Genomic DNA, 15,005 nt, shown 5'->3' on the forward strand with positions numbered 1-15,005 from the left:
GCTCGCTGGGCAGGAGTAGCTCAGTTCCAGCCACTCGCGGAAAGGTTCCACCTGTGACGCACGACCCCACCACCACCCACCACGGGGGAGGTCTGCTTCCCGGCTCGGAGGCGGGCCTCCCCGGCGGCGTGCGGCCCAGAACCGATCGCGTCGTGTTCGGCGTGACGGCAGCACTGACCTTGGCCTTCGTGCTCTGGGGCGCCCTCGCCACCGACTCGCTGGAGAGCGTCTCCGGCACGATGCTGAGCGGCCTCATCCACAACGGCGGCTGGGCCTTCATGCTGGCCGCCTCCGGCTTCGTGGTCTTCGCCCTGTGGCTGGCGGCCAGCCGCTACGGCCGTATCCACCTCGGCGTCGAGGGGGAGAAGCCCGAGTTCCGCACGGTGTCGTGGGTCGCCATGATGTTCAGCGCCGGCATGGGAATCGGACTGATGTTCTACGGCGTCAGTGAGCCTCTCGCGCACTTCGGCACGCCTCCGCCGGGCACCAGCCCCGAGGGGGCCGGTGAGCGCATGGAGACGGCGATGGCGACCACGCTGTTCCACTGGACGCTGCACCCCTGGGCGATCTACGCGGTGGTCGGCCTCGCCATCGCCTACAGCACGTTCCGCAAGCGCCGCCGCCAGACGATCAGCGCCGTCTTCACCCCGCTGATCGGCGAGAAGCACGCCAACGGCACCGGCGGCCGGATCATCGACATCCTCGCCATCGTGGCCACCATCTTCGGCTCTGCGGCCTCCCTCGGTCTCGGCGCGCTCCAGATCGGCTCGGGCGCGCAGGAGCTGGGCTGGATGGACAAGGTCAGCACCGGGCTGCTCGTCGGCATCATCGCCGTACTGACCCTGGCCTTCGTCGCCTCCGCGGTGTCCGGTGTGGAGAAGGGCATCCAGTGGCTGTCCAACACCAACATGGTGCTGGCCCTGGCGCTGCTCGTCTTCGTCTTCGTGGCCGGACCGACCATCCTCGTCCTCGACCTCCTGCCCACCTCGGTCTTCTCCTACCTCGGCGACCTGCCGCAGCTCGCGGGCCGCACCGAGGCGACCGGCGGCCAGGGCGTGGCCGACTGGCTGAGCAGCTGGACCGTCTTCTACTGGGCGTGGTGGATCTCCTGGACGCCCTTCGTCGGCATGTTCATCGCGCGCATCAGCCGTGGCCGCACCATCCGCCAGTTCATCGGCGGCGTCATCCTCGTCCCCAGCTCGGTCAGCCTCGTCTGGTTCGCGGTGTTCGGCGGCACGGCCATGAAGCTCCAGGACCGGGGCCGGCTCGGCGACGAGTCGACCCCCGAGGGCCAGCTGTTCGCGGTCCTCAACCAGTTCCCGGCGGCCACCGTCACCTGTCTGCTGGTGATGGTCCTGGTCGGCATCTTCTTCGTCTCCGGCGCCGACGCAGCCTCCATCGTCATGGGCACGCTCTCGCAGCGCGGCGCCCTCGAACCGGGCCGCTTCGTCGTCGTCTTCTGGGGCGTCCTCACCGGAGCCGTCGCCGCGATCATGCTGCTCGTCGGCAGCGGCCAGGGCGACGCCCTCACCGGCCTGCAGAACCTCACGATCCTCGCGGCCGCCCCGTTCGTCCTGGTCATGATCGGCATGTGCGTGGCGCTCATGCGCGACCTGCGCCGCGACTCCGTGATCGTGCGGGAGGAGATGGCCACCGAGGCCGTCGAACTCGCCGTCATCGAGGGCCACAAGCGCTACGACGGCGAGTTCGAGATCAGGGTCGGTCCGGGCCAGGGCACGGAGATCGAGGGCGACCCCATCGGCCACCGCAAGGAATGACCGGCGGCGGGGAGCACCGGCGGGGCCGGGCCCCGGCCCCGCCCGGCGCCTACCCGGCGGCGAGATCCGCGGCCTCCCGGGCGCATCCCCAGGCCACCGTCACACCCGCGCCGCCGTGCCCGTAGTTGTGCACCAACAGCCGCCCGTCCGCCGCACGCTCACCTTCCAGCCGTACGGCGGACCGGGCCGGCCGCAGCCCCACCCGGTGCCCGACCACCCGCGCCCCCGCGATCTCCGGCCGCACGGCCGCGCACCGCCGCACGATCGCCTCGGCGGTCGCGGGATCCGGCGTCATGGACCACGCGTCCTCCTCCGCCGTCCCCCCGAGGATCAACCGGCCCGGCTGCGGAATGAAGTAGGTGCTCGTCGCGTCGGCGTGGTCCACCGACGTCATCCACGTGGTGACCCCCGGGTTCTCCACCACGACCAACTGCCCCCGCACCGGCCGCACCGACGGGTCCGGCACCAGGTCGCGGGCGCCGAGCCCCGTGCAGTTGACGACCACGGTTGCGTCGACCGCCGAGAGGTCCGCGACCGCGCGCTCCTCGACCGTCCCGCCCGCCGCGACGAACCGCTCGCGCAGCCACCGCAGATGGACCGGCATGTCGATCACCGGCAGCCGCGCCCACAACCCCGTCCCCGCGTACTCCTGTGCCGTCGCGGCCCGCAGCCCCGCCACCCGTGAGGCCCACGCCCCGAGTCCGTCCAGTGCGGTCTCGCCGTGTACGCCCTCGACCAGGCGTACGCCCGTGTCGTCCGGCCGCGCCGCCAACTCCTCGTACACCGCGAGCGACACGAGCGCCCACGCGCCGACGAGCGCCTCCGGCTCGATGCGGTACGGCCACCACAGTCCGCCCGCCACGGCGGACGTGGTCCGCTCCGCGGGCTCCCGTGCCCACAGGCGGACCCGCCGCCCGCTCTCCGCGAGGACGACGGCCGTCGTCAGACCGATGACACCCCCACCGACCACGATCACATCGCTGTTCGATTCCCTGGTCACGAGGGGACGCTAACGGACCATGCGCCGTCGTGCTCACACGTCTGACTTTGTGGGGATACTCACCCCATGTCTGCCGAGTACGCGACCTTCGGCCTGGCACCGGCGATCCGCGCCGGCGTGTCCTCCTCGTCGGCGCCCGCGTCGCCGTCCTCGCCGGACTCGCCGCCGCCCTGCGGGCCATCGGGATCGGCGCCGACCTCGCGCACGACGCCGCCGGGGTGCCAGACGAGGAACTGTGCGGCTGCGGCGCCGTCGTCCTCGGCCGGGCCGTCGGCGAGCAGGACCGGGAAGCGGTACGGCGGGCCTTCGACCGGGCCGGGGTGGCGGTCGCCCGCGTCGAGGGGTTCGCCCCGATCATTCCGCTCCTCGTCGCGCAGATCGAGAACGCGCTCGACCGCAGCCCGGCCGGACAGCGCCGGCCCACCCGGCTGATCGCGGCGGACGGGCAGGCGGCGTCGAGACCACCTCGACCTGCCGGGTGGAGCTGACCGCGTACCGTCTCGACCGGCTGTACCGGACGCACACGTACCGGTTCTTCGACGGGATCCTGCCCGCCGGGCAGCACCGGATCGGGCTGGACGCGAAGTCCGTGAAGGGGCAGTCGTCCATCGTGGCCCGGACCGCGGGGACGGTGCTGGTGGAGCCGATGGGCCGGTGATCCTCCGGCCGGGCGGGGCCGCGCCGGCGCACCCGTCGGCCGTGGGACCGTCTTGACCGGCCGCGCCGCTCGCCGCGCCTTGGCGGGAGCGCCGGTGCGGGCGCCGGCCGTGCGGTTCCTCGGTGTGGGGGACACGGGGTGCGGGTCGTTAGGATCCCACCCTGTGACCGCCACCCTCGTCGTCAAGAACCTCGCCGCCGGCCACGGCGACCGCTCGCTCTTCTCCGGACTCGACCTCGTGGTCGCGCCCGGTGACGTGATCGGGCTGGTCGGCGCCAACGGCGCGGGCAAGTCCACACTGCTGCGGCTGCTCGCCGGGCTCCTCCCGCCGGAACAGGGGGAGCTGCGGCTGGCCCCGCCCACGGCCACGGTCGGGCACCTCCCCCAGGAGCCGGAGCGCCGCGAGGGTGAGACCGTCGGTGCGTTCCTCGCCCGGCGCACCGGGGTCGCGGAGGCCCAGCGCGTGATGGACGAGGCCACCCAGGGGCTCGTGGACGGGGCTCCGGGCGCCGACGACGCGTATGCGGCCGCCCTGGAGCGCTGGCTCGACCTGGGCGGCGCCGACCTCGACGAGCGGGCGGCGGAGGTCGTCGACTCCCTCGGCCTGGCCGTCGGCCTGGACCAGCCGATGACCGCCCTCTCCGGAGGCCAGGCGGCCCGCGCCGGTCTCGCCTCCCTCCTCCTCTCCCGCTACGACGTCTTCCTCCTCGACGAACCCACCAACGACCTCGACCTCGACGGCCTGGAACGCCTCGAACGCTTCGTGAGCGGTCTGCGCGCCGGCACGGTCGTCGTCAGCCACGACCGCGAGTTCCTCTCCCGCACCGTCACCAAGGTCCTCGAACTCGACCTGGCGCAGCAGCAGATCAACCTCTACGGCGGCGGATACGAGGCGTACCTGGAGGAGCGCGAGACGGCCCGGCGGCACGCCCGCGAGGACTACGAGGAGTACGCCGACAAGCGGGCCGCGCTCCAGGACCGCGCCCAGATGCAGCGCTCCTGGATGGACAAGGGCGTGAAGAACGCCCGCCGCAAGGCGGGCAACGACAACGACAAGATCGGCCGCAAGTTCCGCAGCGAGGCGAGCGAGAAGCAGGCCGCCAAGGCGCGGCAGACCCAGCGCATGATCGAGCGGCTCGATGTCGTGGAGGAGCCGCGCAAGGAGTGGGAGCTGCGCATGGAGATCGCGTCGGCCCCGCGCTCCGGCGCCGTCGTCGCCACCCTGCGCGACGCGCGGGTGAAGCGGGGAGACTTCGCCTTCGGCCCGGTGTCCCTGCAGATCGACTGGGCCGACCGCGTCGCCGTCACCGGCGCGAACGGCGCGGGCAAGTCCACGCTCCTCGGCGCTCTGCTCGGCCGGATCCCGCTGGACGAGGGCCATGCCGTGCTCGGCTCCGGCGTCCTCGTCGGCGAGGTCGACCAGGCCCGCGCGCTCTTCCACGGCCCCGAGTCCCTCCTCGACGCCTTCTGTGCGGCCGTGCCCGACACCGAGCCGGCCGAGGTCCGCACCCTCCTGGCCAAGTTCGGCCTGAAGTCGCACCACGTCCTGCGCCCGGCCGTGACCCTCTCACCCGGGGAACGCACCCGGGCCGCCCTCGCCCTCCTCCAGGGCCGGGGCGTGAACCTCCTGGTCCTCGACGAGCCCACCAACCACCTCGACCTGCCCGCCATCGAGCAGCTGGAGTCCGCCCTCGACGCCTACGAGGGCACCCTGCTGCTGGTCACCCACGACCGCCGCATGCTCGACGCGGTACGGGTGACCAGGCGCTTCGAGGTGACCTCGGGCAAGGTCACGGAGAGCTGAGCCGCGGGCCCACCGTCCCGCGGCACATCGCTGCCGGGCACCCCGGAGGGGGGCGCCCGGCAGCGGCACGCTCACCTCAGCGGCGCTTGGGGTCCAGCAGTCCCGCCTTGCGCAGCGCGTCGGCCATCGCGCTGTTCGACGGAGCCGGCGCTGCGGAGCCCTGCTGCCGGGAACCGCCCCCGCCGCCGCGGCCCTGCCGCTGCTGAGGAGCCCGCGACCCCCGCTGCGGCCGCCCGCCACCGCCCGACTGGCCCTGCGGCGCGGCCTCGTCGTCCAGCCGCAGCGTCAGCGAGATCCGCTTGCGCGGGATGTCGACGTCGAGCACCTTCACCTTGACGATGTCGCCGGGCTTGACCACGTCCCGCGGGTCCTTCACGAAGGTCCTGGACATCGCGGACACGTGCACGAGCCCGTCCTGGTGCACCCCGACGTCCACGAAGGCACCGAAGGCCGCCACGTTCGTCACGACCCCCTCCAGCACCATCCCGGAGACCAGGTCGGAGATCTTCTCGACGCCCTCCTTGAACGTGGCCGTCCTGAAGGCCGGCCGCGGGTCGCGCCCCGGCTTCTCCAGCTCCTTCAGGATGTCGGTCACGGTCGGCAGACCGAACGTCTCGTCCACGAAGTCACCCGGCCTCAGCGACCGCAGCACGCCCGTGTTGCCGATCAGCGCCGCGACCTCGCTGCCCGCCGCCTTCACCATCCGCCGCACCACTGGGTACGCCTCCGGGTGCACGCTGGACGCGTCCAGCGGGTCGTCGCCGCCCCGGATCCGCAGGAAGCCCGCGCACTGCTCGTACGCCTTCGGGCCGAGCCGTGCGACGCTCTTCAGCTGGGCACGGGACGTGAACGGACCGTTGGTGTCCCGGTGGGCCACGATGTTCTCGGCGAGGACGGAGGAGATGCCGGAGACCCGCGCGAGCAGCGGCGCGGAGGCCGTGTTCACGTCGACGCCGACGCCGTTCACACAGTCCTCGACGACCGCGTCCAGCGACCGCGACAGCTTCACCTCGGACAGGTCGTGCTGGTACTGGCCGACGCCGATCGACTTCGGGTCGATCTTCACCAGCTCGGCGAGCGGGTCCTGCAGCCGCCGCGCGATCGAGACGGCACCGCGCAGCGAGACGTCCATCCCGGGCAGCTCCTGCGAGGCGAACGCCGACGCCGAGTACACCGACGCTCCCGCCTCGGACACCATCACCTTGGTGAGCTTCAGCTCCGGGTGCCTGGTGATCAGCTCGCCGGCGAGCTTGTCGGTCTCGCGGGACGCCGTGCCGTTGCCGATGGCGACCAGTTCGACCGCGTGCTCCTTGGCGAGACGGGCCAGCTTGGCGATGGCCTCGTCCCACTTGTTGGCCGGAACGTGCGGGTAGATGACGTCGGTCGCCACCACCTTGCCCGTCGCGTCGACCACCGCGACCTTCACGCCCGTACGGAAACCGGGGTCGAGGCCCAGCGTGGCGCGGGTCCCGGCGGGGGCGGCGAGCAGCAGGTCGCGCAGGTTCGCCGCGAAGACGTTCACCGCCTCGTCCTCGGCGGCCGTGCGCAGCCGCAGCCGCAGGTCGATGCCGAGGTGCACGAGGACGCGGGTCCGCCACGCCCAGCGGACGGTGTCCTTGAGCCACTTGTCGGCGGGACGCCCACGATCGGCGATCCCGAACTTGTGGGCGATGATCCCCTCGTACGACGACGGGCCGTCGGTCGGCTCCTCCGGCTCCAGGACCAGGTCGAGGACGTCCTCCTTCTCGCCCCGCAGCATCGCCAGGACGCGGTGGGAGGGCAGCTCGGTGAACGGCTCCGCGAAGTCGAAGTAGTCGGCGAACTTGGCGCCCGCCTCCTCCTTGCCGTCCTTCACCTTCGCCGCCAGCCGGCCCCGCACCCACATGCGCTCGCGCAGTTCGCCGATCAGGTCGGCGTCCTCCGAGAACCGCTCGGTGAGGATGGCCCGCGCGCCGTCCAGCGCGGCCTGCGCGTCGGCGACGCCCTTGTCGGCGTCGACGAACGCCGCGGCTGCGGCCAGCGGCTCCACGGTCGGGTCGCCCAGCAGGCCCTCGGCGAGCGGTTCGAGCCCCGCCTCCCGGGCGATCTGCGCCTTCGTGCGCCGCTTCGGCTTGAACGGCAGGTAGATGTCCTCCAGCCGCGCCTTGGTCTCGGCGCCGCGGATCTGCGCCTCCACCTCGGGCGTCAGCTTGCCCTGCTCACGCACCGAGTCGAGGATCGCCGCACGGCGGTCCTCCAGCTCGCGCAGGTACCGCAGCCGCTCCTCGATCGTGCGCAGCTGCGCGTCGTCGAGCATCTCGGTCGCTTCCTTGCGGTAGCGGGCGATGAAGGGAACGGTCGAACCGCCGTCGAGCAGTTCCACCGCGGCCTTCACCTGCCGCTCCCGTACGCCGAGTTCCTCGGCGATCCTGCCTTCGATGGACCCTACTGCGATGGATCCGGGTGTCGTCACGATCCCGTACCGCCTTCTCCACTGAGGTTGCGCGGCAATTGTGGCAGGTGACGCCGACAACGGGGGATCAGGGCGGCGCGTGCCGGTCACCGGCCCGGACGGACCGTACAGGAGAACCGGACGCACCGGAGAGCAGGGGCCGCACGCTCGGGAGCCGGACACGCCGGGAGCCGGACGCGGGCCCCGCGTCCGGCTCCCTCGGCCGGCGGACCGGCCGGGGTCAGGCCCGGCGCGAGGAGCCGGAGGCGCCGCCGAACAGCCGGGCCAGGGCCCGGAACGGCAGGGTCACCACCGTGGCGACGGCCCCTCCGATCTGCCGCAACACGTCTGCGATCGCACGGAACACGTACATCCCCTTTCCTCTCCCGACCGACCGGGCCGGGAAGGCACGGGTACCGCGTCCGGCTTCCTTCATGCGGGAACGGCGCACATACGGGGCCGGCTGCCGGCCCGGGTGGGGCACGCCGACGCCCAGGTCACCGCTTGCCGATCAGTCCCTCCGGGAACGCTCCCGCGCCGAGCATCACCGGCACGATGCCGCCCATCAGTTCGGTGAGGCGCGCCACGCCGGCCGCGCCCAGATGCTCGTACGGGGCCCGGTCGAGGCGGTCCGTCGCCGCCTCGACCTCCTCGCGCAGCGCGACGCCCTCCGGCGTCAACTCGCCCTCGCCGTCGACCAGTCCGCGCTCCCGCAGCCGACCGCCGGCCGCCTCCCAGTCGGCCGGCGTCCAGCCGCGGGAGCCGAGCATCCACTTCGGGGTCATGCCCTTGCCGGTGGCGGTGTGGCTGACCAGCGCCTCCACCGGGTCGAGCCCGGCGTCGAGGAGGACCGCGAGGTGCCCGTCGCCCCGGTGCTCCCGCAGCAGCGTGGCCGCGTGCCACAGCGCCAGGTGGGGGCGCTCGGGCACCGGGAGGTCGGCGTGCGCGGCGTACAGGGGCCGCGCTGTGCGGACGCACGCCTCGGTGGCGCGCAGGGCCAGCTCGGCCGCCTCCGCGACCTCCGGGGAGCCGATCAGCTCCTCGCCGAGCAGCCGCCGCAGCGTGGCGTCGACGACCCGCTCGCGGGCCGCCAGCACCACCGCGGGCGAGGCGGCCTCCCACACGCCGGGCACGTGCCTCGCCACCAGTTCGTGCCGGAAGTTGAAGAACGTCGCCGTCACCACGCCCGGTCCGACCGGACCCAGGGCGGCGGCCCGCACCGCGAAGTACGCCGCGCTCGGGTGCCCGATCCCCACCGCGCCCAGCTCCCGCCCGAGGTCCGGGGAGAAGTAGTGCGCGGAGTGGAACGGGTTGAGCAGGTGGTGGCAGCGCCGCTCGGCGCGCTCCGGCAGGGAGGAAGACGTCATGCCCCGCAGGTTACCGACTGGTTGGTTCGCCGGGCGGGGCAGGTCCCGCGAGCCCCTGCTCGCCGCGCGGTGTCCCGTCCCCGGCAGATGGCGGAAAAGGTGGGGTACTCGTCATTGCGGCCCTCGCCCGCGCTCCGAAGAATCGAGACATGGGCACAGTCCTGGTCGTCCTCTTCGACGGCGTGCAGAGCCTCGACGTCACGGGCCCCTGGAGGTCTTCCAGGGCGGTGAGCTGCACGTTCCCGGCTCGTACCGCATCCGCACCGCCTCCCCGGACGGCGCCGCCGTCCGCACCTCCAGCGGCCTGACCGTCCCCGACCAGGCGCTGACGGCGTCGGCCACCCCGCACGCCCTGCTGGTCCCCGGCGGCCAGGGCACCCGGAACCCCGCCCCCGGCGTCGTCGCCTGGCTGCGGGAGCACGGCCCGCGCGCGGAGCGCCTGGTGTCGGTCCGCACCGGCGCGATCCTGCTCGCCGCGGCGGGCCTGCTGGACGGCCGCCGGGCGACGACCCACTGGGCGTACTGCGACAAACTGGCGCGCGACCACCCGTCGGTGGAGGTCGACCCGGAGCCCGTCCACGTCCGCGACGGCCATGTCGCCACCTCCGCCGGGGTCACCGCCGGCATCGACCTGGCGCTGGCACTCGTCGAGGAGGACCTCGGCCGCGAGGTCGCCCTCGGCATAGCCCGCCACCTGGTCGTCTTTCTGCGCCGCCCCGGCCGCTCACACCGTCCAGGTGAACCGGGGCGCCCTGCGCTCCAGGAACGCGGCGACGCCCTCCGCGGCGTCCCCGCTGCCGCGCGCCTGCTCGGCCCAGTGGGCGTCCCGGTCCGTCCGCCCGTCGGCGAACTCCTTGGCCGCCGCCTGGGTCAGCCGGGAGCGGGAGACCAGCACCCGGGTGAACTCCGCGACCCGCCCGGCCAGCCCGCCGTCCGGCAGCACCTCGTCCACCAGCCCCGTGCGCAGCGCCCGCTCGCTGTCGATCAACTCACCCGAGAACAGCAGGTACTTGGCGGTGCCGGGGCCGACCAGCGCCACCAACCGCCGGGTGGAGGACGACGGATAGACGAGCCCCAGCTTCGCGGGGGTGATGCCGAACAGCGCGCCCTCCTCCGCGAAGCGCAGATCACAGGCCGCCGCGAGCTGCGAACCCCCGCCCACGCAGTGCCCCCGGATCGCGGCGAGCGTCGGCTTGGGAAAGGCCGCGAGCGCGTCCTCGGCACGTTGCGCCAGGCCCTGGGCCTCGCCCGGCGACTGCCGCAGCGTGGAGATGTCGGCCCCCGCGCAGAACGTCCCGCCCTCCCCGGTGAGCACCAGCGCCCGCACGGAGGGATCGGTGGCCAGCCGGTCGAGCAGCGGCGGCAGCGACCGCCACATCCCGGCCGTCATGGCGTTGCGCTTGGCCGGGTGGTGGATCACGACCGTCGCGACCCCGTCGGCGGTGGAAAGCAGCAGTTGAGGGTCCATGCACCGGATGCTAGCCACCCCCCGCACCCCTACGATCAAGAAGGGGCCCGTACGCGAGAAAGGCCCCGCATGCCCGGATCCAGGCACGCCAAGGACGCACACACCCCTCGCGGCACGAACCCGGCGACCAGCAGGCGCGCCACCGGGGACGCGGAGGCGGACACCGCCCGACTGGGCCGCGACTTCGGCTGGATCGCCGCACTCGGCGTCGTCCTGGTGATCGCGGGCGTCGTCGGGCTGTGCTACGTCGGCCTCGCCACCCTGACCACGATGATCCTCTTCGGGTGGCTGCTGCTGATCGGAGGCGTGATCGGACTGCTGCACGCGGTGCAGGCCCGCGGCACACACTTCCTCTGGCTCGGTGTCGTGGTCGCCGCACTGAACATCGCCGCCGGCGTGGTCGTCCTGAAGACCCCGGAGGCGGGCGCCGAGGCGCTCACCATGTTCGCCGCGCTGCTGTTCCTCACCGGCGGACTGTTCCGGCTGGTCGGCAGCCTCGTCGTGCGCGGCCCCCAGTTCGGCTGGACGCTGCTCCAGGGCGCCTTCGACCTGCTCCTCGGCATCCTCGTGCTCGTCACGTGGCCGAGCAGCAGCAAGTACGTCATCGGCGCCTTCTTCTCGCTCGCCCTGCTCTTCGACGGCCTCGGGCTGATCGCCACCGGGCTCGGCGGGCGGCGCATCGTGGGCCTGGTCTCGGAGAAACTCACGGAGAGTCACCGTCCGCCGGGCGGAACCCCCGGGCAGGGCGCCGAACCCGTACAACCCGAATAGTTCCCAAAGGGGCATACGCCCGGCAGAATCGTTCATTCCGCTGGTCGGTCCGAACGGGACCGGTCGGGAAAACGTCGATACGCGCTGACTTGTGTTCAGTCGTTCATGGACGGCGTCGCGTCGCCAACACTTGACGTGTGGTGACAATCGAGCGCAAGGGCGGCGACCGGACCATGGACGACCGAGGGCGCGGGGACGACCCCGGCCCCGGAGGCGGCGGGCACGCTCCCGACGACCTGAGCCCGCCGGGACCGCTGCCGTACGAAGGGGTCTGGCGGTTCACCGCGGCCGCCGTCGACGCCTCGGTGCCGCAGGCGCGGCGCGCCGTCCGGGACCTGCTCGCCCGGCAGGGCGTACCGGTCTCGGACGACCTCGTCCAGGGGTTACTGGTGATCGTCTCCGAGCTGGTGACCAACGTCGTGAAGCACGCGGCGGTGCTCTCGCCCACGCTCGCCGTCGAGGTCGGGGTCGGAGCGGACTGGGTGCGGGTCGCGGTGGAGGACAACCACCCCTACCGCCCGACCGCCCTGGAGACCGACCACGGCCGGCTGGGCGGCCGGGGGCTGCTGCTGGTGCGGGAGATCACCAAGGAGGCCGGCGGGGTCTGCGACGTCGAGCACACCGCGGGCGGCGGCAAGGTGATCTGGGCCGCCCTGCCGCTCAAACCCCCGCACCTGCTCTAGAGCCCGGGGTCACCAGCCCGCGGCGGGGCCCGTCAGCTCCTTGACCGCGGGGCGGGCCGCGTCCAGCACCGTCATGAACCAGGCCGAGAACGGGTGCTCGGCGTGCCGCTCGGCCAGTTCCTGCGGGGTGACGAAGGCCGTGGCCCCGACCTCCTCCGGGTCCGGCCGCAGCGGGGAGCGCACCAATCCCACGAAGAGATGGTTGAACTCCTGCTCCACCAGGCCCGAGTCCGGGTCGGGGTGGTTGTAGCGGACCGTGCCCGCCTCACCGAGCAGCGCGGGGGACACCCCGAGCTCCTCGTACGTCCGGCGCGCGGCCGCCGCGAACGGGGACTCGCCGGGGTAGGGGTGCCCGCAGCAGGTGTTCGACCAGACCCCGGGGGAGTGGTACTTGCCCAGGGCGCGCTGCTGGAGCAGCAGTCGGCCCCGCTCGTCGAAGAGGAACACCGAGAACGCCCGGTGCAGCCGTCCGGGCGGCTGGTGCGCGGAGAGCTTCTCCGCCGTGCCGATCGTCGTGCCCTCCTCGTCGACCAGCTCCAGCAGGATCGCTTCCGTGGTGCTGTCCGGTGCCTCGTGCATCGCGGTGGCAGGTGTGATCGGCATGCCCATCCTTCGCTTCGTTCCTCGAGTCCCAAGTCTGCCGTAGGGAAACGGCCGTCCTGGCACTTCACGCCAACCCGCATGTCCTACCCCCGCACCCCCGGCGGGGACACCCATGGATCGCGCGCCCCCTGGACGGCGCACCCGGATGCACGCACGGGGCGGGCCCCGCACGTCGTCCGCGCCGTGGAACCGGCGGCGCGGGTCGGTGACGCGGGCCGGTGGCGTGGTTTCAGTGGCAGAGCTTCGCCTCGTGCTCCGCGTGTCCGCCGGGCTCCAGCTGGAACGTGCAGTGCTCGACGTCGAAGTGGTCGCCGATGCAGCCCTGGAGCTCGTGGAGCATCTTCTCGTTGCCGATGGCGTCGAGCGTGTCGGAGTCGACCACGACATGGGCGGACAGGACGGGCATGCCGGAGGTGATGGTCCAGGCGTGCAGGTCGTGGACGTCCTCGACACCGGGCAGGGCGAGGATGTGGGCTCGTACCTCCGCCATGTCGACGTTCTTCGGCGCCGCCTCCAGCAGCACGTCGAGGGTCTCGCGCAGCAGCTTCACCGTGCGCGGCACGATCATCAGGCCGATGACCAGCGAGGCGATCGGGTCGGCGGCCTGCCAGCCCGTGAGCAGGATGACCACGGCGGAGACGATCACCGCCAGCGAGCCGAGCGCGTCCGCGGCCACCTCCAGGAAGGCGCCCCGGACGTTCAGGCTCTCCTTCTGGCCCCGCATCAGCAGGATCAGCGAGATCATGTTGGCGACCAGGCCGATCGCGCCGAACACGACGGTCAGTCCGCCCGCGGTGCCGACCGGTGTGATGAGACGCTGGATGGCCTCGAAGAGCACATAGCCGCCGACCCCGAGCAGCAGCAGGCAGTTGGCGAGGGCGGCGAGTATCTCCGCGCGGGCGTAACCGAAGGTGCGGTTGCCGCTCGGCGGACGGTTGGCGAAGTGGATGGCGAGGAGCGCCATGCCGAGGCCCACCGCGTCGGTCGCCATGTGCGCCGCGTCCGCGACGAGCGCGAGCGAGTCGGCGAGGACCCCGCCGACGATCTCGACCACCATGACGGTGAGCGTGATCGACAGCGCGATCCGCAGTCTCCCGCGGTACGCCGCTGCCGCCGTACCACTGGTCGGCGCGTGATGCGCGTGCCCGTGATCGTGCCCAGCCCCCATGGAATCCGCCCTTCCGTGTCCGTGCGTCCGGCTCCGGGATCACAGTCAACTACGGGTGGGGGGTATCCGGCAACGCGGCACTGAACACCGTTGTCATGTGCTCTGACCTGCGGAAACGAGGCGCAGGTCAGAGTGGTGTCAGGCTCGGGGATCCGGTCGGAGGCCGTGGTGCAGGCACCAGCCCGCCCATGCCGACTCGACCATCTCGCGTACCCCGCGCCGGGCCGTCCAGCCCAGTTCCCGCTCGGCCAGCCCGGCCGAGGCGACGGCGCGCGGCGCGTCGCCGGGGCGCCGGGGTTCGACGAGCGCGTCCCGGCGGTCGCCGGTCACCTCGCCGACGAGCGTGACCAACTCGCGCACCGAGACGCCCTCGCCCCGCCCGATGTTCACGGTCAGGTCGCCGGCCGCGCCCTCCGTGCCGAGCCGGCGGACCGCGGCGAGGTGGGCCTCGGCGAGATCGGCGACATGGATGTAGTCGCGCACGCAGGTGCCGTCGGGGGTCGGGTAGTCGTCGCCGAAGATGCGGGGGGCCTCGTCGCGGGTGAGGCGGTCGAAGACCATCGGGATCACGTTGAAGACGCCGGTGTCGGCGAGGGCGGGCTCGGCGGCGCCGGCCACGTTGAAGTAGCGCAGGCACACGGTGGCCATCCCGTGCGCCCGGCCCGCCGCGCGGACCAGCCACTCCCCGGCGAGCTTGGTCTCGCCGTACGGGCTCATCGGCGCGCAGGGGGTGTCCTCCGTGATGAGGTCCACATCCGGGTTGCCGTACACGGCCGCGGAGGACGAGAACAGGAACCGCCGCACCCCCGCACCCGCCGCCGCGTCCAGGAGGGTGGCCAGCCCGCCCACGTTCTCCTGGTAGTAGCGCGTCGGCTGGGCCACCGACTCGCCGACCTGCTTGCGGGCCGCCAGGTGCACCACTCCTGTCACGGAGTGCTCGGTGAGGGTGCGCTTGAGGAGGTCGCCGTCCAGGGCCGAGCCGTGGACGAGCGGGATGCCGTCGGGGAGGCGGCCGGGGACGCCGGCCGAGAGGTCGTCCAGCGCGACCACCTGTTCTCCGGCGTCGGCCAGGGCCCTCGCCACGTGTGCGCCGATATATCCGGCTCCGCCTGTGATCAGCCAAGTCATGGGCACCTACCTTAGCCGGGTCCGCGGCACGGCAGTGATGTTTTCTGTTCGGTCGTGATGGAATTTGTTGATCCGGGTGCGTCGATATGTCGGCGCACCCGCATATCGCCTATCAGCCGATATGTGAACCGGAGTTTGTGGCGTGG

General features: G+C 72.7%; 12 protein-coding genes and 2 pseudogenes. 6 read left to right on the forward strand and 8 right to left on the reverse strand.

The window, feature by feature from the left end:
* The first annotated feature begins 53 nt into the window (after window positions 1–53).
* Complete coding sequence (locus GSY65_RS32355; protein WP_159775217.1) at window positions 54–1,778, forward strand: BCCT family transporter; 1,725 nt, start codon at window positions 54–56, stop codon at window positions 1,776–1,778.
* A gap of 49 nt (window positions 1,779–1,827) precedes the next feature.
* Here GSY65_RS32355 and GSY65_RS32360 read toward each other — a convergent pair whose 3' ends face one another.
* Window positions 1,828–2,778 carry an FAD-dependent oxidoreductase gene (locus tag GSY65_RS32360; RefSeq protein WP_236580151.1) on the reverse strand — a complete coding sequence of 317 codons (951 nt, stop codon included), beginning with the start codon at window positions 2,776–2,778 and terminating at the stop codon, window positions 1,828–1,830.
* Between the two features lie 107 nt (window positions 2,779–2,885).
* On the opposite strand from GSY65_RS32360, the pseudogene GSY65_RS32365 reads away from it, so the two are divergent.
* A pseudogene (locus GSY65_RS32365) lies at window positions 2,886–3,436 on the forward strand (oxidoreductase); the annotation flags it as partial.
* A 163-nt stretch (window positions 3,437–3,599) separates the two neighbouring features.
* Window positions 3,600–5,240: an ABC-F family ATP-binding cassette domain-containing protein gene (locus GSY65_RS32370; RefSeq protein ID WP_159775219.1), complete on the forward strand. Its 1,641-nt coding sequence runs from the start codon at window positions 3,600–3,602 to the stop codon at window positions 5,238–5,240.
* A 76-nt stretch (window positions 5,241–5,316) separates the two neighbouring features.
* Here GSY65_RS32370 and GSY65_RS32375 read toward each other — a convergent pair whose 3' ends face one another.
* The 3 genes from GSY65_RS32375 to GSY65_RS32380 all read right to left on the reverse strand — a co-directional run bounded on the left by GSY65_RS32375 (window position 5,317) and on the right by GSY65_RS32380 (window position 9,038).
* Window positions 5,317–7,692, reverse strand: coding sequence for a Tex family protein (locus tag GSY65_RS32375; RefSeq protein WP_159775221.1), 2,376 nt, complete (start codon window positions 7,690–7,692; stop codon window positions 5,317–5,319).
* A 220-nt stretch (window positions 7,693–7,912) separates the two neighbouring features.
* Entirely contained in the window at window positions 7,913–8,038 is a 126-nt protein-coding gene (locus GSY65_RS34400) for an LPFR motif small protein (protein WP_268978265.1), read from the reverse strand.
* A 130-nt stretch (window positions 8,039–8,168) separates the two neighbouring features.
* On the reverse strand, window positions 8,169–9,038 hold the full coding sequence (locus GSY65_RS32380; RefSeq protein WP_159775223.1) for an SCO6745 family protein: 870 nt from the start codon (window positions 9,036–9,038) through the stop codon (window positions 8,169–8,171).
* 149 nt (window positions 9,039–9,187) lie between these two features.
* Here GSY65_RS32380 and GSY65_RS32385 point away from each other — a divergent pair.
* A pseudogene (locus tag GSY65_RS32385) lies at window positions 9,188–9,759 on the forward strand (AraC family transcriptional regulator); the annotation flags it as partial.
* Between the two features lie 3 nt (window positions 9,760–9,762).
* Here GSY65_RS32385 and GSY65_RS32390 read toward each other — a convergent pair.
* Window positions 9,763–10,506, reverse strand: coding sequence for an enoyl-CoA hydratase/isomerase family protein (locus tag GSY65_RS32390; RefSeq protein ID WP_159776628.1), 744 nt, complete (start codon window positions 10,504–10,506; stop codon window positions 9,763–9,765).
* Between the two features lie 69 nt (window positions 10,507–10,575).
* Here GSY65_RS32390 and GSY65_RS32395 point away from each other — a divergent pair, with 69 nt between their 5' ends.
* Window positions 10,576–11,277 carry an HdeD family acid-resistance protein gene (locus GSY65_RS32395; RefSeq protein ID WP_159776630.1) on the forward strand — a complete coding sequence of 234 codons (702 nt, stop codon included), beginning with the start codon at window positions 10,576–10,578 and terminating at the stop codon, window positions 11,275–11,277.
* Between the two features lie 173 nt (window positions 11,278–11,450).
* Complete coding sequence (locus GSY65_RS32400; RefSeq protein ID WP_159776631.1) at window positions 11,451–11,960, forward strand: ATP-binding protein; 510 nt, start codon at window positions 11,451–11,453, stop codon at window positions 11,958–11,960.
* 9 nt (window positions 11,961–11,969) lie between these two features.
* On the opposite strand, the gene idi is transcribed toward GSY65_RS32400, so the two are convergent.
* From idi to galE, 3 genes are all read right to left on the reverse strand, one after another.
* Window positions 11,970–12,563, reverse strand: coding sequence for an isopentenyl-diphosphate Delta-isomerase (gene idi / locus GSY65_RS32405; protein ID WP_159775225.1), 594 nt, complete (start codon window positions 12,561–12,563; stop codon window positions 11,970–11,972).
* A gap of 229 nt (window positions 12,564–12,792) precedes the next feature.
* Complete coding sequence (locus tag GSY65_RS32410; RefSeq protein ID WP_159775227.1) at window positions 12,793–13,731, reverse strand: cation diffusion facilitator family transporter; 939 nt, start codon at window positions 13,729–13,731, stop codon at window positions 12,793–12,795.
* A gap of 138 nt (window positions 13,732–13,869) precedes the next feature.
* On the reverse strand, window positions 13,870–14,859 hold the full coding sequence (gene galE / locus GSY65_RS32415; protein WP_159775229.1) for a UDP-glucose 4-epimerase GalE: 990 nt from the start codon (window positions 14,857–14,859) through the stop codon (window positions 13,870–13,872).
* Window positions 14,860–15,005: the final 146 nt, after the last annotated feature.

This window comes from Streptomyces sp. HM190, from assembly GCF_009857135.1.
GTDB lineage: Bacteria > Actinomycetota > Actinomycetes > Streptomycetales > Streptomycetaceae > Streptomyces > Streptomyces heilongjiangensis.

What these genes read in the sequence shown, in the direction of transcription:
- GSY65_RS32380 (WP_159775223.1), bottom strand. Translation starts at nt 9,038, where the DNA reads ATGACGTCTTCCTCCCTGCCGGAGCGCGCCGAGCGGCGCTGCCACCAC.
- GSY65_RS32390 (WP_159776628.1), bottom strand. Translation starts at nt 10,506, where the DNA reads ATGGACCCTCAACTGCTGCTTTCCACCGCCGACGGGGTCGCGACGGTC.
- GSY65_RS32395 (WP_159776630.1), top strand. Translation starts at nt 10,576, where the DNA reads ATGCCCGGATCCAGGCACGCCAAGGACGCACACACCCCTCGCGGCACG.
- GSY65_RS32400 (WP_159776631.1), top strand. Translation starts at nt 11,451, where the DNA reads ATGGACGACCGAGGGCGCGGGGACGACCCCGGCCCCGGAGGCGGCGGG.
- idi (WP_159775225.1), bottom strand. Translation starts at nt 12,563, where the DNA reads ATGCCGATCACACCTGCCACCGCGATGCACGAGGCACCGGACAGCACC.
- GSY65_RS32410 (WP_159775227.1), bottom strand. Translation starts at nt 13,731, where the DNA reads ATGGGGGCTGGGCACGATCACGGGCACGCGCATCACGCGCCGACCAGT.
- galE (WP_159775229.1), bottom strand. Translation starts at nt 14,859, where the DNA reads ATGACTTGGCTGATCACAGGCGGAGCCGGATATATCGGCGCACACGTG.